Origin of the sequence: Arthrobacter sulfonylureivorans (assembly GCF_022637435.1) — a bacterium.
Taxonomy (GTDB): domain Bacteria; phylum Actinomycetota; class Actinomycetes; order Actinomycetales; family Micrococcaceae; genus Crystallibacter; species Crystallibacter sulfonylureivorans.
This window is the reverse complement of sequence record NZ_CP093326.1, coordinates 3,297,735-3,318,039: the sequence shown is the minus strand read 5'-3', so window position 1 is coordinate 3,318,039 and position 20,305 is coordinate 3,297,735. Positions and strand designations below refer to the sequence as shown.

Annotated in this window: 20 protein-coding genes and 1 riboswitch; of the genes, 5 read left to right on the top strand and 15 right to left on the bottom strand. The window is 65.7% G+C overall.

Going from position 1 to position 20,305, the window contains the following annotated elements:
* Window positions 1-25: 25 nt before the first annotated feature.
* From MNQ99_RS15355 to MNQ99_RS15345, 3 genes are read right to left on the bottom strand one after another with little or no spacing between them, the layout of a single operon-like run.
* Window positions 26-892: a class II glutamine amidotransferase gene (locus MNQ99_RS15355; RefSeq protein ID WP_241913551.1), complete on the bottom strand. Its 867-nt coding sequence runs from the start codon at window positions 890-892 to the stop codon at window positions 26-28.
* Window positions 893-921: 29 nt separating this feature from the next.
* Window positions 922-1,458 (bottom strand): helix-hairpin-helix domain-containing protein, encoded by a 537-nt coding sequence (locus MNQ99_RS15350; protein WP_241913550.1) that lies wholly within the window; start codon window positions 1,456-1,458, stop codon window positions 922-924.
* Between the two features lie 5 nt (window positions 1,459-1,463).
* Window positions 1,464-1,883 carry a MarR family winged helix-turn-helix transcriptional regulator gene (locus MNQ99_RS15345; RefSeq protein WP_241913549.1) on the bottom strand — a complete coding sequence of 140 codons (420 nt, stop codon included), beginning with the start codon at window positions 1,881-1,883 and terminating at the stop codon, window positions 1,464-1,466.
* Window positions 1,884-2,039: 156 nt separating this feature from the next.
* Here MNQ99_RS15345 and MNQ99_RS15340 point away from each other — a divergent pair, with 156 nt between their 5' ends.
* Window positions 2,040-2,477 (top strand): helix-turn-helix domain-containing protein, encoded by a 438-nt coding sequence (locus MNQ99_RS15340; RefSeq protein WP_241913548.1) that lies wholly within the window; start codon window positions 2,040-2,042, stop codon window positions 2,475-2,477.
* Window positions 2,478-2,681: 204 nt separating this feature from the next.
* Here MNQ99_RS15340 and MNQ99_RS15335 read toward each other — a convergent pair whose 3' ends face one another.
* Window positions 2,682-3,110: a DoxX family protein gene (locus tag MNQ99_RS15335; protein WP_127513568.1), complete on the bottom strand. Its 429-nt coding sequence runs from the start codon at window positions 3,108-3,110 to the stop codon at window positions 2,682-2,684.
* Window positions 3,111-3,233: 123 nt separating this feature from the next.
* Complete coding sequence (locus tag MNQ99_RS15330; RefSeq protein WP_241913547.1) at window positions 3,234-3,848, bottom strand: GyrI-like domain-containing protein; 615 nt, start codon at window positions 3,846-3,848, stop codon at window positions 3,234-3,236.
* A 67-nt stretch (window positions 3,849-3,915) separates the two neighbouring features.
* Here MNQ99_RS15330 and MNQ99_RS15325 point away from each other — a divergent pair, with 67 nt between their 5' ends.
* Both MNQ99_RS15325 and MNQ99_RS15320 read left to right on the top strand, forming a co-directional pair.
* Complete coding sequence (locus MNQ99_RS15325) at window positions 3,916-4,665, top strand: M50 family metallopeptidase (protein WP_241913546.1); 750 nt, start codon at window positions 3,916-3,918, stop codon at window positions 4,663-4,665.
* 219 nt (window positions 4,666-4,884) lie between these two features.
* Complete coding sequence (locus tag MNQ99_RS15320) at window positions 4,885-5,187, top strand: DUF4193 domain-containing protein (RefSeq protein WP_127513562.1); 303 nt, start codon at window positions 4,885-4,887, stop codon at window positions 5,185-5,187.
* Between the two features lie 84 nt (window positions 5,188-5,271).
* On the opposite strand, the gene MNQ99_RS15315 is transcribed toward MNQ99_RS15320, so the two are convergent.
* The 6 genes from MNQ99_RS15315 to MNQ99_RS15290 form a co-directional block, all read right to left on the bottom strand.
* Window positions 5,272-5,922, bottom strand: a complete 651-nt coding sequence (locus MNQ99_RS15315; RefSeq protein ID WP_127513560.1) for an SDR family oxidoreductase — start codon at window positions 5,920-5,922, stop codon at window positions 5,272-5,274.
* 320 nt (window positions 5,923-6,242) lie between these two features.
* On the bottom strand, window positions 6,243-7,064 hold the full coding sequence (locus tag MNQ99_RS15310) for a family 1 encapsulin nanocompartment shell protein (protein ID WP_127513558.1): 822 nt from the start codon (window positions 7,062-7,064) through the stop codon (window positions 6,243-6,245).
* Window positions 7,061-7,474, bottom strand: coding sequence for a ferritin family protein (locus MNQ99_RS15305; RefSeq protein WP_241913545.1), 414 nt, complete (start codon window positions 7,472-7,474; stop codon window positions 7,061-7,063). Before MNQ99_RS15305 ends, MNQ99_RS15310 begins: the two co-directional genes overlap by 4 nt.
* A gap of 550 nt (window positions 7,475-8,024) precedes the next feature.
* Complete coding sequence (locus MNQ99_RS15300) at window positions 8,025-8,669, bottom strand: response regulator transcription factor (protein ID WP_241913544.1); 645 nt, start codon at window positions 8,667-8,669, stop codon at window positions 8,025-8,027.
* Complete coding sequence (locus MNQ99_RS15295; RefSeq protein ID WP_241913543.1) at window positions 8,666-9,835, bottom strand: sensor histidine kinase; 1,170 nt, start codon at window positions 9,833-9,835, stop codon at window positions 8,666-8,668. Before MNQ99_RS15295 ends, MNQ99_RS15300 begins: the two co-directional genes overlap by 4 nt.
* Before the next feature lie 94 nt (window positions 9,836-9,929).
* Complete coding sequence (locus MNQ99_RS15290; protein WP_241913542.1) at window positions 9,930-11,003, bottom strand: hypothetical protein; 1,074 nt, start codon at window positions 11,001-11,003, stop codon at window positions 9,930-9,932.
* A 101-nt stretch (window positions 11,004-11,104) separates the two neighbouring features.
* Here MNQ99_RS15290 and MNQ99_RS15285 point away from each other — a divergent pair, with 101 nt between their 5' ends.
* Window positions 11,105-11,488 carry a hypothetical protein gene (locus MNQ99_RS15285; RefSeq protein WP_241913541.1) on the top strand — a complete coding sequence of 128 codons (384 nt, stop codon included), beginning with the start codon at window positions 11,105-11,107 and terminating at the stop codon, window positions 11,486-11,488.
* Window positions 11,489-11,571: 83 nt separating this feature from the next.
* Here MNQ99_RS15285 and MNQ99_RS15280 read toward each other — a convergent pair whose 3' ends face one another.
* The 3 genes from MNQ99_RS15280 to MNQ99_RS15270 form a co-directional block, all read right to left on the bottom strand.
* Window positions 11,572-13,392 (bottom strand): HNH endonuclease signature motif containing protein, encoded by a 1,821-nt coding sequence (locus MNQ99_RS15280; protein WP_241913540.1) that lies wholly within the window; start codon window positions 13,390-13,392, stop codon window positions 11,572-11,574.
* Window positions 13,393-13,587: 195 nt separating this feature from the next.
* On the bottom strand, window positions 13,588-15,117 hold the full coding sequence (locus MNQ99_RS15275) for an MDR family MFS transporter (protein WP_422387467.1): 1,530 nt from the start codon (window positions 15,115-15,117) through the stop codon (window positions 13,588-13,590).
* A 375-nt stretch (window positions 15,118-15,492) separates the two neighbouring features.
* Window positions 15,493-16,413, bottom strand: coding sequence for a C40 family peptidase (locus MNQ99_RS15270; RefSeq protein WP_241913539.1), 921 nt, complete (start codon window positions 16,411-16,413; stop codon window positions 15,493-15,495).
* Window positions 16,414-16,416: 3 nt separating this feature from the next.
* Window positions 16,417-16,582: riboswitch (cyclic di-AMP (ydaO/yuaA leader) on the bottom strand.
* Between the two features lie 427 nt (window positions 16,583-17,009).
* On the opposite strand from MNQ99_RS15270, the gene MNQ99_RS15265 reads away from it, so the two are divergent.
* A complete protein-coding gene (locus MNQ99_RS15265) occupies window positions 17,010-18,473 on the top strand; it encodes an aldehyde dehydrogenase family protein (RefSeq protein WP_241913538.1) in 1,464 nt (487 codons plus the stop codon).
* 2 nt (window positions 18,474-18,475) lie between these two features.
* Here MNQ99_RS15265 and glsA read toward each other — a convergent pair whose 3' ends face one another.
* Window positions 18,476-20,290: a glutaminase A gene (gene glsA / locus MNQ99_RS15260; protein ID WP_241913537.1), complete on the bottom strand. Its 1,815-nt coding sequence runs from the start codon at window positions 20,288-20,290 to the stop codon at window positions 18,476-18,478.
* Between the last annotated feature and the right edge of the window lie 15 nt (window positions 20,291-20,305).

The following is a 20,305-nucleotide window of genomic DNA, read 5'->3' as shown; positions in this document are numbered from 1 at the left end:
CTGATCGCCGCGCGCCGGCCGCCACCTAGTCGGGTCGTTGGCTGACGGCATGCCGGCCCAGGTTGGACAGTGCCAGCGGGAACGCGGGGCTGGATGGAAACGGCTTGCTCGACTCCACGATCAGGTCCGGGCCGATGCAGACCATCTCGCCCGGTCCCAGCAGCCGCCAGCCGGCTTCGCTGTCCATGACCTCGCTGGCAATAACCACGCCGGGATACCGGGCCAGGTCGGGAAAGTGCGCCCGGATCCGGCTGCTTCGGGCGTCGAGTTGGTCTTGGCCAGCAGGATCGCCGGCGGTGCGCTCCAGGACGTACAGCTCGTTGGTCTCCGGATAGCGGAGCGCCCACAGGTGGTCCGGCGTCGTGATGATCATGTTCAGGCTGTAGAGCGGCAGGGTATCGATGATCCAGCCCAGCGCGGCGGTGATACCCCGGGCCACATCGCCATGGCTGCGGCGTGTTTCCGCGGTAATCAGCGCGAAGATCCGTTCGCTATCGGTCTGGCCGCGCACCAGGGACGCGGCGCCAAGCCGCTGCAGCCGTTCATCCAGCAGTTCCAGGCCACGGCAGACCCCGTTGTGGGCGAACAACCGGCCGTCCTGTTCGAAGGGGTGGGTGTTTGCAACGGAGGCCTTGCTGGCCGACGAATACCGCACGTGGGCCAGGAAAGTGGAGGAGGTGAAGTCCCGTGCGGCGCGTTCGAACGTCCGCCCGTGCCAGGCCGATTCTGCTTGCCGGCTGACAATCGGGGCGCCGAGCGACGTGAAGATGCCGATGCCCGCTCCATCGGGTTGGCGCCTGCTCTGCTCGGACAGGCTGTCAGGAGCACCCAGCAGCCAGAAGGTGGCGTGGACCCGGTGTCCGCCCGCGTGGAGTCCAAACAACCTGCACATCCGTGGTGCCCTCCGTCCTGTCGCGCCGGCTATCCGTCCCCTCGCAACGACTGCCCGGAGACAGCCAGTGCTTCCGTCAGAATCCGTACCGCCTTCGGCCCGACGCCGTGCAGCGCCAGCAGTTCGGCCTGGCTGTGGCGGGCCACCGTGTCTAAGTCCGTGATGCCGGCCGAGACCAGGGCACGGGTGGCCGGGCCGCCGATCACTGGCAGCAAGTGCGGCGTGGTCCCGGAATCGGCGGCTTCGAGCTGCATGGCCAGCCGCTTTGGAGCGCAACTCAGCCAGGAGCGGCGCAGCAACCAGTTGAGGTCCTTGCCGTTGATGTCGGCCAGCGGCAGCCGGATGCCGATCGGCGTTCCCTCGGCAGCCCACCGCCCGGCCGTCGGGTGGGCTGCCAAGGCGGCATCGGCGTCGTCGTCGCTCAGACGTAGTTGAAGCAGGCCGTCCTGGCCCAGCGACGTAAACTCCTTCTTCCGGACGGAGAAGGCAGCCATGCCGGAGTGCACGGCCTCGACGGTTTCCGGCAGGGCCAGCGCGCTTTTCCGCAGCTGGGCCAGCGTAGTCATGGTTCCTATCCGTCCCAGCCGAGATTGCGGGCGATGCGTTCCAGGACGTCGAGGGTGGCCGCGTACTCGTGGTCGCTGATGCCCTCGGCTAGGACGGCCCGTGTGCGGTCAACCACGTCGCCAAGCGAGGCCAGACTGGCGCGGCCGGTGTCGGTCAACGCGTAGTGTCCGTCCGTGGAACTGACCCAGCCGCTTTCCACCAGCTCTTCCACCGGCGCCTGCGGCCCTTCGTCTTCCGTCTCCGGGATGAACGGGCCCAGGGCTTCGGTGAGCTCATCGTCGGTGGAGGGTTTGTCCGCCAGCAGGTTCATCAGCTGCCACTGGCGGCGCGTGATGCCGTGTTCTTCCATGGTCTCGATGAACTGCTCGTCGATCAGGCGGTCAACGAGCTTCAGCCAAAATCCGATGGGTCGTAGAGGTGCCATGCCGTCACCCTACAAGGGAGGCCTCCTGCTGATCGACCTAAAACGTCGAATCCGCCGCGGAACTGTCAGTATGAATGCTTTTCTGCCGTCAGCAGACCATGCTGACTCCGGTGCCGGAGCTTCCTACGATGGAACCAGCCAGGAGGGAGTTCCACCGTGCTTGAACTTCAAAAGCTTCATCGCCATCCCGCTTCCAGACCGGCGCCGCTGCTCCGCGACGTCTATGGAACCGTGCTGCGCCGGGAGCGCCGCCGCCAGCGGCGCACGCTCGACGACGTTGCCAGTCGCGCCGGGGTGTCGATTCAATATCTGTCGGAGATTGAGCGCGGCCGCAAAGAAGCCTCCTCGGAGATCCTCGCGGCGGTCTGCGCATCGCTGGGCTCAGGGCTGGCCGCTTTCCTGGCAGCGGCGCACCGTGAATTGACTGCGACCGAACGCCGGCCCGTTCTAGATCTGACCCGATCGGTCCCGCCGGGTTCGTTGGCGTCGGCTCCATTGGGCCTCGGCAGCAGCACCGAGCGGGGCGCCGTCTCAGAACCGGGCGCGGTCGCCCAAGCCGCGCCTCCGCCGTCGTCCATCCTGATGGCCGCCTAGGCCCCGACGTCACCGCGGCCGATCCACCTGCGGGCATCTGCGGTCCTTGTGCCATCTGTGGCGCGCCCGGCATCTCAGGCCGCGGCGGTCTGTACATTCCGGTACTAAACGACACAGGCCAGGGCGTGCCGCCAGCGGACAGCACAACGGGCAGGTGCAGCCTTGCGGCTGCGCCTGCCCGTTGGGGTTGCTGTATGGCGGGGATTAGGCCATGGCTGCCAGCTTGGTCTTGCCGAAGATGGCGCGGTCAACCGAGATCCGGCCGGGGCCAACCAAGGCCAGCGCCAGTGCGGCAGCGCCGAGCAGCAGCACCAGTTCGTAGCCACCGGCCTCCACGAAGACGCCCGCGGAAACGTGGACCAGCACCAGGGCACCGAACATGTTCAGCGCCAGCAGGGCGGCGACCACGCGGGTCAGTACGCCTAGGATCAGGGCGATGCCGCCGCCCAGTTCCAGGCCGGCGACGATCGGGGCCGCGATGTCGGCCACCGGAATGCCCATCTGGCCAAACGCGGCCTGGGTGCCGGCAATGGTCCATTCGTTGAACTTCTGCCAGCCGTGGGCTGCGAAGAGGAAGCCCAAGATAACGCGGAGGACGGTACGTGCGGTGGTGGTCAAAGCGGAATTAGTCATGATGTTGTCACCGTTTCGATGGTCAGGGGAACTCGGCCGTCTGGAACGAGCGATAAGCATCTAGGTTGACGCTTCAACTAAATCTTGACAGAAATAATGTTGAAGTGTCAACTTTCGCACCACTTAAGTCCGGCGGACCGGCTGGCGCAGAATGGTCTTGAGCTTGGACGGCTCGGTCTTCCGGGCGTCGCTGAGGTAGATCTCGTGGTGGCGGCCCACCGGTTCCAGCTTGTTCGCCGGCAGGTACTCATCGTGCAGCCGCGCCAGCACGGGTCCTTCGTCGTCGTACGGTCCCACATGCATGATCTGGACGCTCAGCCCTTCATCCAGCGACCCGAGCCGGAGCGAGTCCACGGCGGGAAGTTCCTTTTTGGCAGCTGCCTGCTGCATCGCGTCTTTTATGTGGTCCGCCCGCAGCCAATCGGGCTGGCGGATCATCAGCGTCCAGGACCACTCGTCCTTGGCGCGGCGGGTGAAGGCGGACATGTCCTTGGCCCACCACAGGCCTTCCAGCGGGCCGACAACGTAGTCGCGGGCGAACTGCTTCTTGCTGGCGAACTTCAACGTGTAGGAGACGGAATACAGTGCTTCGATCACCTGGCCGTACCACTCGGACGTGTTTGGATTGCCGTGGCCGTCTGCCTCCAGAAACTGCATTGGTGGGACGGTAACCAAGCGGAAATCCTTGCCCGGGGAGTAGAGCTCCTTCTGGTCCTTCTTGAAATCCAGCTTGTCCATGTTTGCTTTCCAAAGTCGAGGAATGTGGTCTAGTTATATCGCGTAGTCACGGCTGAGACGAGGGAAAATGCTGCAGCAGTTCGCCGCCGAATGGTGGCGCAGGATCAGCGAGGGGTTCACGCGCGGTGAACCGCTCGAGACCGGAATCCTGGAACTGGCGCTGATCCTTGTTGTTGCGTTGGTCTTGTCGGTTCCACGCGGCAGCTGGCGTTACTTCGGGTTGTTCGTCACGGCGGTCCATGAGCTTGGGCACGCTTTCGCGGCGCTGACCACCGGCCGCCTGGTGCGCGGAATCCATCTGCGGTTCGACCAATCCGGTGCCATGATCAGCCGTGGGGCGGGCCGGGCTTCGGCCGCGTGGGCAGGGTTCTGGGGATACCCGGTGCCCGCGCTGGTGGGGGCGGTGCTGGTGTGGGCCGCCTTCACCGGTTGGTCCGGCGCGGCGCTGTCGGTGAGCGCGCTCCTGCTGCTGGCCACGTTGCTGTTCATCCGGAATCTCGAGGGCATCGTCATCGCCGTGGGACTGGCGGTTGCCTCCCAGCTGCTGGTCTGGTTTGCGCCGGCGGAGTTCCTGGGCCACCTGACTCTGGCCATTGGCGTCGCGCTGCTGGTAGGTGCCGTGCGGGACTGGTTGAATCTGCTGAGCGTCCACACACGGCGCCGCCATCAGTTGGCTAATTCAGATGCGTTCATCATCGCCAAACGGACGGGGATTCCCGCCGCCTTCTGGCTGGCCGGGTTCGCGCTGGTCATCCTGGCGTGCTGGGCCGGGGCAGTGGCAACCGTAGCCGGCGTCGGCGACCTGATGAACCTCTGACCGTTCTGCGGAAACCCTCCGTCCGCAGCTGCCCGTGGTGGTGGCCTTGCCCACAGTCATTTCCGCCTCCCCGTGCACTGCAGCGGTTCCCGAGGGACGGGAATTATCGCCCTACGCGAGACGTTGTGGAATCGATGTTGAAATGTCTGGATGAGCAGCTATGATGGGCGCTCGCAGATAGGTCAAAACAAACTAGAGCATCAGGAGTTCTAAACCCGCATGGCAACCGATTACGACGCACCGCGCAACAAGGACGACGACAACAACAATGAGTCGCTCGAAGCCCTTCAGGCCCAGCGCTCCGGTGGTGCGAAGACCGCGCTGATCGACGTCGAGGATTCGGACACCGCCGAGGGCATTGACCTTCCGGGTGCTGACCTCTCCGGCGAAGAACTGGTAGTTCAGGTAGTTCCTCCCCGTGAGGACGAATTCACCTGCTCCTCCTGCTTCCTGGTCCGCCACCGCAGCCAGGTAGCCCGCGAAAAGAACGGCGAGAAGTACTGCCGCGACTGCGAAGGCTAAATCTTAAGTTCCGAACCCCGCGCTGATAGCAGCGCGGGGTTCTGCTGTTAAACCAAGGGCGGCGGTTTGCTAGGACCGCGTGCCTCACACGTCGCGGACGGCCTGGCTGATCGGGGTGCTCCCGTTGATGAATTCGATCACCTTGCCGGTGGTGGACGGAACGGCCAGCACCTCCGCGGCGACCATCGCGACGTCTTCCCGGCTCACCTGACCGCCCGGTGTGCCCGGTCCGGCCTGGATCTTCCCGGTCGCCGGCTCCAGCGTCAATGCGCCGGGACCAAGGATCGTCCAATCCAGCGACGTTGACTTCAGGTACTCGTCCGCGGCAGCCTTCGCCTCGGCGTAGGGGAAGAACGAATTGTCTTCCGGAACCCCATGATCCTTGCCGGCGCCCAGATAGGAAACCATGATGTATCGCTGCACACCGGCGGCGGCCGCGGCATCCATCGACCGGATGGCCGCGTCGCGATCCACTGCATAGGTGCGTTCCGGATTGCCGCCGCCGGCACCGGCCGACCAAACAACGGCCTCGTGCCCGCGCAGTTGATCGGCCAACTCCCCGGCGGTGGCGGTCTCGACGTCGGCAAGCACCGGCGTGGCGCCAGCGTCCCGGACATCGGCGGCGTGATCGGGGTTGCGGATCATCGAACTGACCTCGTGGCCCTGGCCGGTGAGGATGCGGGAGAGATGCAGCGCGACCTTGCCGTGGCCGCCAATAATGGCAATGCGGGACATATGCTTCCTTCCGTTGTGGTCTCCCCAACTTAGGCACGCAAACCGGCCAACGCCAGCGCCGGGCACGTCCGGAAGTACGACGGCGGTGCTCATCGCGGGCGGGAAAGTCGCGGACTACGGCGGCGGTGCTCACCTCGGGCGGGAAAGTCGCGGACTACGGCGGCGGTGCTCACCTCGGGCGGGAAAGTCGCGGACTACGGCGGCGGTGCTCACCTCGGGCAGGACAGTCCGCGGCGCGCTGGCTTGCTCAACGATGGGCTGCGGTCAGCCCAGCCCGCGCCGCCACCCATGGGGTGTCTGGCGTGCGGCTTCCGCGGACCCTAACCGTCGCTGCCGGTCAGATGGATCGCGGCCTCCGGAGTGGCCACCCGGAAGCTGAACGACTGCTCGATGTACAGATAAACGAACTCTTCGTCGTGCCGGTCGTAGCCGACCGACAGGTCCTGGCCCGACTCGAACAGAAAGTCCCCGCCGCGCAGGCTCATCACTATCGCCCCGCGGACTCCGGGCGCCCAGATAATCGGGCCGCCGAGCAGCTTGCGCAGGTGCTCGGACAGCAGATATCCGCCGTGCTCCGTCGCCTCCACCACGGCAGTGTAGTGTCCGGGGCCGAGCGCCAGTCCGAAAGGCCCGCCGATGCCCACCTGCAGCAGCGCCGAGACAGCCTTGGCCACGCGCTTGGGGTAGTCGTTGAAGTCTGGCACGCGCGCTATGGGTGCGTGCGGCGTGGCGCTGGTGACTCCGGTGATACCCACCTGCCTCCAGCCGTGGAAGACGGCCGAGTTCTCCGCAATGGCAATCTGGAGTGCAGCCTCATCCAGATCGGTGAGGTCCACATCGGCCGCTCCTCGATCATGATCCAGCAATTCCATGCGGGAAACCTTGAACGGTGCCCGGACCTCCACCAAGGGCAGCACCCCGCGCCGTCGCGCCGCCACGCCGTCGGCCGGCGCCGGCCCGGTCACCCGTTCCGTGCGTCCCAAATTCGTGGCGGAATACTCCCAGCCGTAAGGCCCTGCGAAATCGACCATCTTGCGGGCACCCAAGGCCACGGTGAGTCGCTCCCTGGCTTCCTGATCCAACAGCCTCCATCCGCCGTCGGAAATCGGGGCATGCTCGCGGAGCAGGTGGTTAATGGTCATGAGAAGTCCTCCCGGAGGCTGCCGATCCCCAGCGACGGATCAGGGCGACCCTGCCCGGACCCCGAACCTGTCGCCGGCGCTTCGGGGCTCGATCCCGCTGCGGCCGCAGCCTCGGCGGCGCCCCCGTTGGCCACAATGTCGCCGTCCTGGAACAACGTGCCGCGGGCAATTTGCCGCCATTTCGGCTTTCGCCGCAGCAGGAACTCCAGGTCCATGCTGAAATGCTTGAACTCCTCGGCCAAGGAATCCTCCATAATGGCGACCGATTCCGGATCCTTTTCCAGCGACATCCGTTGCTCGTACCAGCCGATCGCCTCGGCTTCCTCGGTCAGGTTGGCGCACATGCGCGCAAACGTCCGCGTCTCGGCGGAGAGCTCTTGGGCGGGTTCGTGATACTGGTCAAAGCCCATCTGGATTCCTCCGTGAGGTTGTGCCTCTGAGCCAGCGTAGCCACGGCCCAGCAACCTGACTACCCCCTGACGACGGCGGAGCACGGCTGGTCTCGGGAAGCTCAGTTTGGGTGCGGGCCAAGCAACCCCGCCCGGCTCGTTGGGGTTGACGTCCCGGGCGTTTACCGGCGCCTTCAAGGATAGAGAACCGCATCTTGCCGCCGAGAATCCGGTATTGGCTCGGATGCTGTCGATGCCGGGAAGGCCGTGGCCTACTGGGACCCGGCATCCAAGCGAGACTGAACCGCAGGGCGACGCAAGCGCGGTGATCACCTTGTCACTGCCGATCGTCGGCCAGCAGACGCCACCGGTGCCGGAACAGCCCAGCCGCCATCGAAGCGGCGCAGTCTGGGCCGCTGGTAGATGGTTTCTGGAGTGGCAACGGTGGCTGCGAGCATTTTGACCGGGACCGTCGCCGTTGGCGGTTTACTGATCATCACTGCCGGCAAGTACACCGCCGACGTATAGAGCCGAGCGCCGCGAGACCAAAGCCTCCATCAAAGACTGAGAGTCAGGCGCCTGGCCGCATGAAGTCGGATTCATAGGCCGCGATGACGGCTTGGGTGCGGTCCCGGACCCGGAGCTTGGAAAGGATCGACCCGATGTGGGTCTTGATGGTTTCGGTGCCGAGGAACATCGCCTGCGCTATTTCCTGGCTGGCCAAGTGACGGAGGACCTCGGCCTCACGGCTGCTGAGCCCGGCAGCAGCAACGCGGTCGCGGGAATTGTTGCCGTGGACTGCGACTAGCTCGCGAAGCTTGGCCGGGAACACGATGGAGTCGCCAGCGGCCACTGCACGTACGGTGTGAAGGAGTTGTTCCGGCCGGGCTCGTTTGAGCAGGAAGCCGTCGGCGCCGGCTTTCAGCGCCTGATACACGTAGTCGTCGCTTTCGAAGGTGGTCAGGATCAGGATCCTGGGGCGATCGACGACGAGGGCCACCAACTGGGCGGTCGCCTCGATGCCGTCCATCTGCGGCATCCGCACATCCATCATCACCAGATCCGGCTGCAGCCGCCGCACTTCCGGCCACACTTCCGTTCCATCGGAGGCTTCACCGACGACTTCGATGTCTCCGTGTGCACCGAGAATGACGGCAAGACCGGAGCGGACCAATGGTTCATCGTCAACCAGCAATACGCGGATGGGCTGGTTCACCTGGCTCGCTCCTGCAAGGGGATGTCCACGGACAAGATCCAGCGGCCGCCGGCTAACTGGGACCGGGTGCTGCCGCCGGCCAGTCTGGCCCGCTCCTGCATGCCCGCGATGCCGCGGCCACTGGGCCTCGGCGCAGCCGCGTCCGAGGACTCCGCTATTGGATTCACGAGTCGAATCTGCAGGTACCGGCCGATGGGATGGATGTGAAGTACTGGCTCCCGCGGTGAAGCGTATTTAAGTGTGTTCGTGAGCCCCTCCTGCAGAATCTTGAACGCGGGCGCCGACGCTGCTGCCGGCACCTCCTCCAACATCTGGGTCTCGAACTCGCGTTCCACGTGCAGGCCTTGGTCTTCCATGTGGTCCAAATAACCGGGTAATTGTCGAAGTCCCGCGGGATTTTCTACTTGCGCTCCGGGCGCCCGCAGAATTCCGATCACTCGATCGAGTTCGGCCAGGGCACTTCGGCCAGTGTCGGCGACCGCGCGCATGGCCCGCGCTGCACCATCGGGATCACGTCCCAACAAGGCTTCGGCGGCGGTCGCCTGAAGCGTGGTTACGGTCAGGGCATGGCCCACGGAGTCGTGGAGTTCGCGGGCAAGCTCGTTTCGTCTGGCTTCCATCCGCGCTTGCTCTTCCTCTAGTTCACGGTGCTCCGCCGGAGAGGGACCCAGCAAAAGCGAAGCCCAGTGGGGCAACGCCATGCCTGTCAGTATGGTGAAAATGATGACTCCGGTACTCAGCCCCAGCGACCACAGTGCCGCCGTCGTGCCATCGGTAAAGGGGACGACTGCGGCAGCCAGTTCGTTGGCGGAATCCGCGTTGCCGAGCAGAGGCAGGATTACCGCGGCGAGGATCAGAGGGGCCGCGAATGCGATTGCCACCAGGGTGAGGCCGCCGGCCATGAGATGAACGAGGTACCAAACCGCGCCTCTGATGCGTCGTTGCCGTGTCACGGGACCGGCCGGTTCGGCCAGTTTTACCGCCAGGAGTTCACCGACGGCGGTTCGTTCCAACGCCCGGGTTGCGGAGAGCGCCGCGGGCACGGCGAGCAGCAGGACCAGCACTGCGAACGCGACGACAGCGTTGGCGGGGCTCACGGCGGCTAGTTGGGTGGCCCAGATGAAGACGACGATGTACGGCACAGCGAGCAGGGCGCCGATCATCATGAACACGAAGTGTCTGAAGATCCGCCCTGCCCGCTGTAACGGCCTTCGGCCCGTTTCTGTCATGGGCTCATTCTCGGCCATCGCCTGCTGGCCGTCATCCACTGAGCCCGCACCGGCGGCAGGAGCCGCGGTGTTTGAGGTAGTAGGCCAGTGTGGCGGCGCCGAGCAGTACGCCCCAAGGAATCCACAGGAGGGTCGGGCCAATCGTCGCCCAGTTGGCCCAGTCGATCGGGATGCCGCCAGCGCCGCGTATGGTGAACACCCGAATCATCTCGGCACCGGCGGGAATAGCGATGAGGGATACAAAGCCAGACGGAATGACAGCCAAGAGGACCGGGACCCGGCGTCCGCCCAGGAAAGGGATCCAGCGGGGGAACGCCGAGCCCCAGCGCTGGATCAGGCCCAGCGTCAGCAAGACTCCTAGCAGCGCCATGGAAGCCAGGCCAAGACCGGCGTACACCAGACCGCTGTCCTGCATCTGCTGCAGGAATGCCGGCTCGATTCCGAACGGAATGCCCGCCGCCCAAGCAAAGCGCGTGACGGCATAGACTCCTGGAATGATGGCGGCGGCGATGGTAACTGGCTTTCCCCACCGTCTGGCGGTTGCAACAGAGGAATGACGACCGCAGGCGACACAAGCGCCCGAACTCCTGCGAACGGCCACGGTTGCGGTCAGGATCCACAGCGCCACGCCAATGATGCAGACCAATTGATGGCCCACAATCGGCCACGGCAGATCGATCGCTGTTCGCAAGAATCCAGGATCGGTCAATGACTTGACCGTGAGAAACGGCAGATAGCCCAGTGTCGCCAGGATATTGCTATCGACGACCGCCAGTAGCACGACGGCGCCATAAACGGAGGCAAAGACCGTGGAGCCCTTCGCCAACGCCCGGGCCGGAAGCAGTCGGTAATGAACGGCAAAGCCAAGTAGGGATCCCAGCATCGCCAGAGACGGCAGGACGTACGCGAGGACGGCGCCCAGCGGCCCATTCAACTCGTGGGACAGGGCCTCGGCGGGAACCAGAGGTAAGGAACCTTGCGTCAGCAGGAAGACAAACGCGGTTATCGTGTAGATGCCGGCCGCCAAGGCCGTGATCAACGGTGCCCGTTCTATGAACCGGACGCTTGCAGCTGGGGGATGGTGTTGCACTCCTGTAGTAGTCATGATTTCAGTCTTCCCACCGGGGATCGCCTGCGGATCCCGCTGCCGGGCGAGCGGCATCCCCCGAATGAGGGAAAGCGAGTGCCTCATAGTAAAGTTGCGGGGTGATTCGCCGATACTCTGCTTTGCTGATGCTCCCGCTCGTGGCCCTGGTCGCCACCGGTTGTGGACAGATCGAACAGGCCGCCTCCGACGCCGCCGACCAAGCCGCAAACGCTGCTTCCGAAGCCGTCAGCCAAGCCGCGTCCGATCTGGCAAATGCGGCTGTCGGCGAAGCTGTCAAGCAGGCGTGCGCTCCGATCCGGGACGGCAGCATCGGTGCCGAAGAGCAGCAGCTGCTCGGCGGACTGGTCTCGGCCGCAGACGCCGCCGGCGTTCCCGCCGAGATCACCGGCCCGATGTCGCAGATTGCCGAATCCGGCGACCAGATCCCGGCCGAAACCGTCGCCTCCATGCAAAAGGCGTGCGACGACTACAGCGCCGGCTAGGGTTCCGTCCGCCGGCACCTATTCTCCGTCCGGACGCCGGAAGATCCTGACCGACGCCTCGTTTGCCAAGCGGCCGGGGGCCCTCAGAACGGCGGAGCTGCCGGCTGCGCTGGCCACCCAGGGAACGGGCTGGATCGTCTGCCCGGGCTGTCGGTCTCTGAACCGGAGGCCAATCCAATATCAAGTTCTTCTTGTTCCGCTAGCTCGGGTGCGCCCGAATGGACAGCTGGCGTTCCTCGAACATCAGCGTCAGAACCACCCAAGTCTCCATGCGGTGGGTCGGTGGATTGTCCGGAACTGATGCCCAGCACCGCCGGTTCCGGTTGGCGTTCGGGTAGTTGGGCGTTCTTCAGCCAGGCGTGGTTGCGTAGTGGTTTTTGTGCCGGATCCAGGGTGGGCGGCGGGAAGAACCAGGCGACGCCGTTGATGACCTCGATCCGCCAGTCTCCTTCGTGGATGAGGTGGTGGTGGTGGCTGCATAGCATCACGCCGTTGTCGGTGGAGGTTGGGCCGCCCTTTTCGAACCACCGGATGTGGTGCACCTCGGTCCAGGGTGAGGGGGCGGTACAGCCGGGGAAGGCGCAGCCTCCGTCCCTGGCGATGATCGCCAGCCGCAGGTATTTCGGGAACAGCCGCTGGGATTGGCCGACGTCCAGGATCACGCCCATGCCGGCCAGGACCACCGGGATGATGTCTGCATCGCAGGCTATCCGGCGGATCGTCTTGGCGCTGAGCGCTCCGGAGAAGGTGCCGGTTCCGGGGCGGCCGAGGTCGGTGGCCAGGTCTTTGTAGTCAATGGTGGCCAGCAACTGGGGACGGCGTCCGCCGGCGGCCGGCAGCAGGTCCGTGGTCAGAGCGACCTTGCAGGCACCGATGAGTCCGTCCAGTTGCTTCTGCTGCCGGGTCCGCCGGTCCAGGTCCCGGCCGGTGGCGGCGGCCGGATCAGCATCGTCTGGTTGGTTCCCGCCTGCTGCGGTTCTGCTAAGCGGGTCGACGGCAGCTGGCAGGGACCCGGCAGCGTCCTCGCCGGTAGCATCATCCCCGGTGCCGGGGGCGGCACCGGGCGTACCGGTGCCGTCAAACCCGACCGTGCCGGCCGTAGCGGTGCCTTCCCTCAAACGGGGATTGGTGGCCGTGTTGTAGACCGTGGCCAGGACCTCGTTTTGCTCGTCGGTGGCGTTGATCTCGTAGCAGTGCAGGCCGTTGCGGCGGCCGCGGTAGAACAATCCTTGGCGTGATTTCAGCTCGGCGGCTGCCGGGTCGGCGCCGCCGGGATTCAGGCCGCCCTCCCAATACCGGATCAGCTCCCGCAGCGAATCGGCGTCGTAATCGGAGGCATGCTTCACCAGTGCCTCTTCCATCTTGCGCAGCTGCTCCGGTTCGGCGGTGCGGCGCAGCCCGTCCACGGCTTTCCGGATCAGGTTCGCGGCCTGGCCGGACACCTTCCCGTCGTCCAACGCACGGGCGAGCACCGGCAGCCGGGGCGGCGCGGCCGGCCTGCCCTCCGGCACCGGCCGGGCTTCGGTGGCTTCCGCCAGCTGGAACCGGCGCGCGGCTTCCTGCCGGGCAATGCCCAGCTTCGCCCGCAGGAAATCCTCATTCGACTTGAAGGCGCCGCGTTTCTGCCGGTCCGGTGCATCCGGATCGTGGGGTTCGTCCGTTTCGCCGACGGCCGCGATGTTCTGCGCTTTGATGATGCGGGCCAAGACCAGCTGGGTTTGGGCAACGGTGTTGGACAGCTCTTCAACTTGTGCTGCCGTCCGGGCGACAGACTTTGTGCTGCGTGTCAGCCCGCCGCTCCTGAGCCGGCTGTTCAGTCCGCTGACTTCGGCGCACAAACGGGCCAGCAGAGCGGACTCATCCTGCTCTGCTCCCGGAGTCGCATCCAGCGCCTCGATCGCCATGAATCCAGCCTATGGAGCACGTGTGCCGGGGAGCAGAGCCGAGATCAGACAGGTGGATAAGGTGCCAGCGATGGGGCCTGTGGAGATGGGGTGCCAGCAAGGGCGGTCTGTGGAGGATAGGTCCTGCGACGCGGTCCTGCGACGCGGTCCTGCGACGCGTGCCCGCGACGTGCCTGGGGTACAGGCGTGCCCCACTTAGTGCGTGGCGCGCGCACCTTCCCTAGGGGCTTCGGCGGGTTCTTCTTCCACCGGTTTACGGACGAAGAACGCGGCTGCGACGGCCACCACGGAGATGATTGCCCCGGCGAGGAAGGCAGCTCGCACACCTCCGGCCACCGCCGTCGACGTTTCCGCGCCGCCAGCCGTCAGCGCAGCTGTCTGCATGGACATCACGGTGATGAACATGGCGGTGCCTGCCGCCCCGGCCACCTGCTGCACGGTGCCGATGATCGCGCTTCCGTGCGAGTACAGTGGCCGCCGCACGGAGCCCAGGCCTGCGGTGAACAGCGGAGTGAACAGCAGAGCCAGACCCAGACTGAGCACGATATGCGCGGCCAGCAGAGTCAGCGGAGCGGTGTTCTCGCTGACCGTGGACAAGTACCAGAGCACGGCGCTGACCAGCACAGTTCCCGGCACCAACAGCACCGTCGGCCCGAACTTGTCGTACAGCCGGCCCACGGCCGGCGCCAGCAGGCCCATCAGCAGCCCGCCCGGCAGCAGCATCAGGCCGATCTGCAGCGGTTCCAGCCCCAGAACCTGCTGCATATATATAGGGAGCAGAATGATGGTGCCGAACAGCGCCGCCATGCTAACGGCCATCAGCCCCACGGACATGGAGAAGTTGCGCGCGCGGAATGGCCGCAGATCCAGCAGCGCCTTGTCCTGGCGCTGCAGCCGCACCTGGCGCAGCAGGAACACCAGCAGCGCCACCCCGCCTGCCGCAAACGCAACCCACATCGCGGCACCCGAGGTGGGCTCCGCCGTCGTTGTTCCGTGTCCGGACCCCACCTGGCTGAGGCCGTAAATCAGCCCGCCGAAACCAATGGCGGACAGCACCACGGACGGAACATCCAGCGGCACCTGCCTGGGCTCGCTCACGTTCTGGATGCGGCGGTTGCCGACCAGCAGCATCGTCAGCGCGATTGGCAGCACCAACCAGAACATCCAGCGCCAGGACAGCGCGTTGAGGATGATGCCGGAGATGGTCGGGCCGATCGCCGGTGCCACCGAAATGACAATCGAGACGTTGCCCATGGTCTTTCCACGGTCCTCCGCCGGCACCAGGTTCATCAGCGTGGTCATCAGCAACGGCATCATGATCGCCGTGCCCGATGCCTGCACCACGCGCGCCACCAGCAGCACCTCGAACCCCGGAGCCAGCCCGGCCAGCAGCGTGCCCGAAGAGAACAGCAGCATGGCGGCGGTGAAAACCTGGCGCGTGGTGAAACGCTGCAAAAGGAAGCCGGTCACCGGGATGACCACCGCCATGGTCAGCATGAAGGCGGTGGTCAGCCATTGGGCCGCGCGGGCGCTGATGTTCAGGTCTTCCATCAGCTCGGTCAAGGCCACGGACATGATGGTCTCATTCAAGATCACCACAAACGCGGAAACCAGCAGGATGCCGATCACCCGGCGGTTGCGGCGCGACTCATCAGCCGTCAAACCGCCGCCCTGGGCCTGTACGGGCTGCGCCGAGGCACTATTCGTCAACGGTTCATTGCTCACGGGAGAATCCTCGGGTGGAGTGCGTACTGTTGTGGTCGGCCGCTAGAGGCCAAGAACGCCGCCGAAAACGCGGAATAGTAGTCTAACCCTGACCCATCAGCGCCTATTCCCGCTCCGCCTCAAGCCCTGCCAAATAACGACGGCGGTGCTCGCCACCTTCGGCTGCGTCGCCCGGGAGTGGCGCGGGGAAGCAAGCGCCGATCCGGATGCCGCGCCCTTGGGTCAGCGCTGAACCGCGTGACGCAGGCACCCTTCAACCGCGTGACGCAGGCACCCTTTAAAGAGGAGAGGCCCCGCCGGCGCACTGCCGACGGGGCTCCCTGTGATCCTGGCCCGGCCGTTGGGGGAATAGCCGGCCCAGGAGACTGTGGTGAACTACATGGTGTAGTAGCCGGTGACCGGCATGGCGCTCACGTCGTGAACCAAGGTGCCCTGGCTCGGGTTGAGCGCGCTGATCATCTTGCCGCCGCCCAAGTAGATTCCGATGTGGGCGCCGCCGTTCTGCACTACCAGGTCGCCGGCCTTCGGGCTGCTGGTCGGCGTCAGGGCGCTGCCCTGAGTCTGGCTGGTGCGGGGCAGATCGACGCCAACCTGGGCGTAAACCCACTGGGTGAAGCCGGAGCAATCCCAGCCGGAGGTGGAGGTGCCGCCCCAGACATAGGGCGTGCCCACACCCTGCATGGCGATGTCCACGATGCTCTGGTTGCCGGCGGTTGAAGCAGGCTTGATGTTGGTGCTGGCCAACGAGACGGTGGCGGTGTCTGCCGGTGCAGCCTGCGTCGCCGCGGCGGCTACGCCAGCGCCTGCGCCGGAGCCCTGGGCAACCTGGCCGCCGCCGGACTGAGTGCCCTGCGCGGAGCCGGTCAGCGCGATCTCGTCACCCGGGTAGATGATGGTGTAGGCGTTCAGCCCGTTGATGGCCAGTACGTCCTGCACGTTCTTTCCGTACTGGGCGGCGATCGTGCCTACGGTGTCGCCAGCGGCCACGGTGTGGGTGGCGGCGTCGGAAGCAGCTTCGGTGCTGGTAACGGAAGCCTGCTCCGCATCGGCGGCGGCGTTGGCCGGGGCCGCAACGGCGTCCGCCACATCGGCTGCACCGTAGGTCGGGACGGTGACATCGGCGGCGGCGTTGGCCGGCATGCCGACGCCCAGCATCAGGCCGCCGGCAGCCGTGACAACGGCGGCGCTGCGGCCGACGGTGCCGGCGTGGGTCGAAACGGCGTTGGACAAGCCGGCCACAGTGGTGTTGCGGACGGGGGTGGCGCGGTGGCGAGCGCGGTTGTTTTTGAGCAGCAAGAAGTAACCTCTCCCAATGCTTACGAGGTGAGCTGTCGGATTCGGATGGGAGTCACCCGGTCGTGCGGCAGTGCGGCATGCACTCCACGCGACTTAACCCCAAGGGCCCCAAGAGGGGCCCGGAAAAGTGGGTCCCCCGCCTCTGCCAGATGTCTAGCGAACGAACTCGAGAAGGTTGGCAGAGCTCAGCAATACCTTCCGAGGACGGCGGCGCATGATCGCCGACGTGATGATTACGTTACATAACGGTCCGATAACTGTCCAAGGCCTGAAATTTACCTGTGGATAACCTGAAAGCCCGACAATTTTTAGGGTTGCAAGGGCCGATTTGCACCGAATCGTAAGAGTCGGGTTGCTACATCCCTTGGGACAGACCGCCGCCGCTCACCCCTTTTTTCTGCCCATTTCCGGGCCTTCCGAGTGAAGATCATCACCAAAATGGGCCCGCTCAGACCGTCTCCACAGGGCGAATAACTGCCATTGTCCGAGCCCGGCGGCGGGAGTAGGCTCCGGACTAACCGGGCCGCGAGAACGGCCGGCGCTTCGGCTTGCGGCCGGCGGCGTGGCCCAGCCACTTCGGAGAGGAATGAAGCGCCATGCCCATCACCCGCGATCTCATCATCAACGGCGAGCACGTCCCGGCGGTTTCCGGCAAGACCACCGAGGACATCAGCCCTTACACGGGTGACACGTACGCCACCGTCGCCGCCGCCGGTCCGGAGGATGTCACGCGCGCCGTCAACGCGGCGTCCTCGGCCTTTGACTCCTGGGCAGCCACGCCTCCCACCCAGCGGGCGAAGATCTTCCTGAAAGCTGCCGACCTGCTGGAGGAGCGGATGCAGCAGGGCATCGAGCTGATGGCCGGCGAGGTCGGGGGAGTAGCGGTCTGGGCCGGCTTCAACGTCCAGTTGGCCGCCAACATCCTGCGCTCTGCCGCGGCGGCTACTACCGCGCCGCGAGGTGATGTGCTCGCCACCGACCTGCCGGGCAAGTTCTCGCTCTCGGTCCGCCAGCCCTACGGTGTGGTGGCGGCGCTCTCGCCCTGGAACGCGCCATTCATCCTGGGCATCCGCGCCATGGCCATCCCGCTGGCCGTGGGCAATACGGTGGTGCTCAAGCCCAGCGAGGACGCACCGCTGGCCTGCGGCCTGTTCCTCGCGGACGCCATGTTGGACGCCGGACTGCCGGCGGGAGTGCTTAACGTGATCACGAACGACCGCGCGGACGCGAACGACGTGGTCAGCACCCTGATCTCCGACCCGCGCGTGCGGAACGTGAACTTCACCGGTTCCACCAAAGTCGGACGGATCATCGGCACGCTGGCGGCGCAGAACCTGAAGCCGGCGGTACTCGAGCTCGGCGGCAAGAACTCGCTGGTGGTGCTGAAAGACGCAGACATCGACTACGCCGTCCAAGCGGCGGCATTCGGCTCGTTCATGAACGCCGGGCAGATCTGCATGTCCGTCGACCGGGTGATCGTTGACCGCAGCATCTCCGAGGAATTCTCCAGCCGATTTGCGGAAAAGGTGGCCAAGCTGCCCACCGGCGACCCGATGAACCAGGCGACGGTTATTGGACCGCAGGTCAACCAGAGCTCGGCCGACCGGCAGTACGCACTGATCGACGACGCCGTCTCCAAGGGCGCGCAGGTCCTGGCCGGCGGAGATAAAGCGGGCCAAGCCGTGGTGCCGGCGACGGTACTGTCCGGCATCACGGAAGAGATGCGGATCTACGATGAGGAGATCTTCGGTTCAGCCACCACGGTGATGGAGGTGGACGGGCCGGAAGAGGCGGTGAAGCTGGCCAACGATACGAATTACGGACTTACCTCCGGCGTGATCACCGAGAACCTGGCCGAAGGCTTTGAGGTGGCGCAGCGGCTAAAGACCGGAATCAGCCACGTCAACGACCAGCCGGTGCAGGACGAACCGATGGCCCCGTTCGGCGGCATCCACGAGTCGGGCTACGGCAAGTTCGGCGGCCAGGCCGGCATCAATTCGTTTACCGAGGAGCGCTGGATCACCATCCAACAAAGCGGGCACGCGCAGTACCCGTTCTAGTTTCAGTCGCGGATGCGCACGGCGGTCTCGCGCATGTAGCGGTCAACATGGGCGTACGCGTCGCGGGTCAGTGCTTTCCACAGTTCGACGGCGAGGCGCGGGTTTTCGCTCTCCAGCCGGCTGATCGTTTCGGCCGGGAGGAGTTTGACCCGTACCGTTCCGTGGGCGCGCACGGTGGTTTCCTGCCGGTCGGCGCTGCCCAGCGCCATTTCGCCGAACGTCATGCCGGCGCTGAGGGTGGAGAGCTTGACCCGGCTGTTCTCCGGACCGGGCGACGTGGTGACGACGCTGCCGGACAGGATGAAATAGACACCGCCGAAGCGCTGGCGGATGCGGCGGATCACGTCGCCGTCGTCATAGCTGTGCTCTTCCATCAGTGCGGCGAGCGCAGCGGCGTCCTCGGCGGCGAGCGGGCTGAGCGCGGGCGAGTCGGCCACGTCCACGGTGGCCGGCTGGCAGAGTTCGTCCCCGTAACTGGCAATCAACTGGTTCTCCGCGAATTCGACGGCGGAGGTGCGGGTGGCGAACGACGGCAGCGCCCGCCCGTCCTCTTCGAACCGCTGCGCCAGGGCGCCCTCGCCGTCGATGAGCACCAAGCCCCGTCCTGCCTTCGCCAGCGACGTCCGGAGCTGCTCCAGCATGTCCAGGGCGACCGGGGCGGTTTCATCCACCCGGCGCATATCCAGGATGATCAGTTCCACCGACTCGTCCAGGTCGCTGACCTCGCGCACCATGGATTCCGTGCCCGCGAAGAGCAGGTCCCCGTTCAGTTCGATCACCCGGGCACGGTGCGCGTTGTCCCGCAGCACGTCTGCGGCCTCGTCGGTGCGGCGGATGCCGGACGGGGCGTCGGCGATGTCGTAGCTGGCACGGATGGCATTGCGGCCGGTGCGGGCCGCCCGGACGAAGTGCAGCCCCATGTCGTGCGAGATCCGCCGGCTGGCCTCCACACCGCGGACGCTGCTCCCGTGATCGTTCAGCGGCGGTGAGTAGACGGCCAGGCCCAGCTGGCCCGGCAGCACCGCGAGCAGCCCGCCGCCGACCCCTGACTTGGCCGGCATCCCCACGTCCGAGAGCCACGCCCCGGCGTCGTCATACATGCCGCAGGTGGCCATGACGGAGAGGACCCGTTCCTCCACCTCCAGGTCCAGCACCTGTTTCCCGGTCAGCGGATTGGTACCGCCGTTGGCCAGCGTGGCGGCCATGACGGACAGATCGCGGCAGGTGACCAGCACCGAACACTGCCGGAAGTAGTCCTCCGCCACCGGGTCCGGCTCCTGCTCGATGATCTCGAAGGAGCGCAGCAGGTGGGCCAGCGCCCGGTTGCGGTAGCCGTGCCGCGCCTCCGACTGGTAGATGCGCTCGCTGACCGACAGGTCCCGGCCGGCGAAGGCCGAATAGTGCTCCACGATGCGGCGGAAGCCGGTCTTGCCGCCGCTGCCCTTGATCAGCGAGGTGGCGGTCAGCGCACCGGCGTTGATCATGGCGTTGGCCGGGCGGCCGGTGCCGGGAGCCAGCGAGATCTCGTTGAACGCGTTGCCCGACGGCTCCACGTCCACCTTCCGGTCCACGGCCTCCAGACCCAGATCGGACAGCGCGAGCCCGTAGGTGAAGGGCTTGGAAATGGACTGGATGGTGAACTCTTCGCCGGAGTCGCCGACCTCATACACATAGCCGTCCACCGTGGCCAGGCAGATGGCGAACCTGTCAGGGTCCACCCCCGCCATCGCGGGAATGCCGCCGAAGGGCTTGCCGTCCTTGAGTCCGGCGAGCTCGGTGTGCAAGGTGCGCAGGTAGCTCTGGATAGGGGAGTCCATGCTTGCCAGCCTATG

What these genes read in the sequence shown, in the direction of transcription:
- MNQ99_RS15345 (WP_241913549.1), bottom strand. Translation starts at nt 1,883, where the DNA reads ATGGCACCTCTACGACCCATCGGATTTTGGCTGAAGCTCGTTGACCGC.
- MNQ99_RS15310 (WP_127513558.1), bottom strand. Translation starts at nt 7,064, where the DNA reads ATGACCATTAACCACCTGCTCCGCGAGCATGCCCCGATTTCCGACGGC.
- MNQ99_RS15320 (WP_127513562.1), top strand. Translation starts at nt 4,885, where the DNA reads ATGGCAACCGATTACGACGCACCGCGCAACAAGGACGACGACAACAAC.
- MNQ99_RS15350 (WP_241913550.1), bottom strand. Translation starts at nt 1,458, where the DNA reads ATGACTACGCTGGCCCAGCTGCGGAAAAGCGCGCTGGCCCTGCCGGAA.
- MNQ99_RS15355 (WP_241913551.1), bottom strand. Translation starts at nt 892, where the DNA reads ATGTGCAGGTTGTTTGGACTCCACGCGGGCGGACACCGGGTCCACGCC.
- MNQ99_RS15305 (WP_241913545.1), bottom strand. Translation starts at nt 7,474, where the DNA reads ATGGGCTTTGACCAGTATCACGAACCCGCCCAAGAGCTCTCCGCCGAG.
- MNQ99_RS15265 (WP_241913538.1), top strand. Translation starts at nt 17,010, where the DNA reads ATGCCCATCACCCGCGATCTCATCATCAACGGCGAGCACGTCCCGGCG.
- MNQ99_RS15295 (WP_241913543.1), bottom strand. Translation starts at nt 9,835, where the DNA reads ATGATGATCGGCGCCCTGCTCGCTGTGCCGTACATCGTCGTCTTCATC.
- MNQ99_RS15335 (WP_127513568.1), bottom strand. Translation starts at nt 3,110, where the DNA reads ATGACTAATTCCGCTTTGACCACCACCGCACGTACCGTCCTCCGCGTT.
- MNQ99_RS15325 (WP_241913546.1), top strand. Translation starts at nt 3,916, where the DNA reads ATGCTGCAGCAGTTCGCCGCCGAATGGTGGCGCAGGATCAGCGAGGGG.
- MNQ99_RS15290 (WP_241913542.1), bottom strand. Translation starts at nt 11,003, where the DNA reads ATGACTACTACAGGAGTGCAACACCATCCCCCAGCTGCAAGCGTCCGG.
- glsA (WP_241913537.1), bottom strand. Translation starts at nt 20,290, where the DNA reads ATGGACTCCCCTATCCAGAGCTACCTGCGCACCTTGCACACCGAGCTC.
- MNQ99_RS15330 (WP_241913547.1), bottom strand. Translation starts at nt 3,848, where the DNA reads ATGGACAAGCTGGATTTCAAGAAGGACCAGAAGGAGCTCTACTCCCCG.
- MNQ99_RS15280 (WP_241913540.1), bottom strand. Translation starts at nt 13,392, where the DNA reads ATGGCGATCGAGGCGCTGGATGCGACTCCGGGAGCAGAGCAGGATGAG.
- MNQ99_RS15315 (WP_127513560.1), bottom strand. Translation starts at nt 5,922, where the DNA reads ATGTCCCGCATTGCCATTATTGGCGGCCACGGCAAGGTCGCGCTGCAT.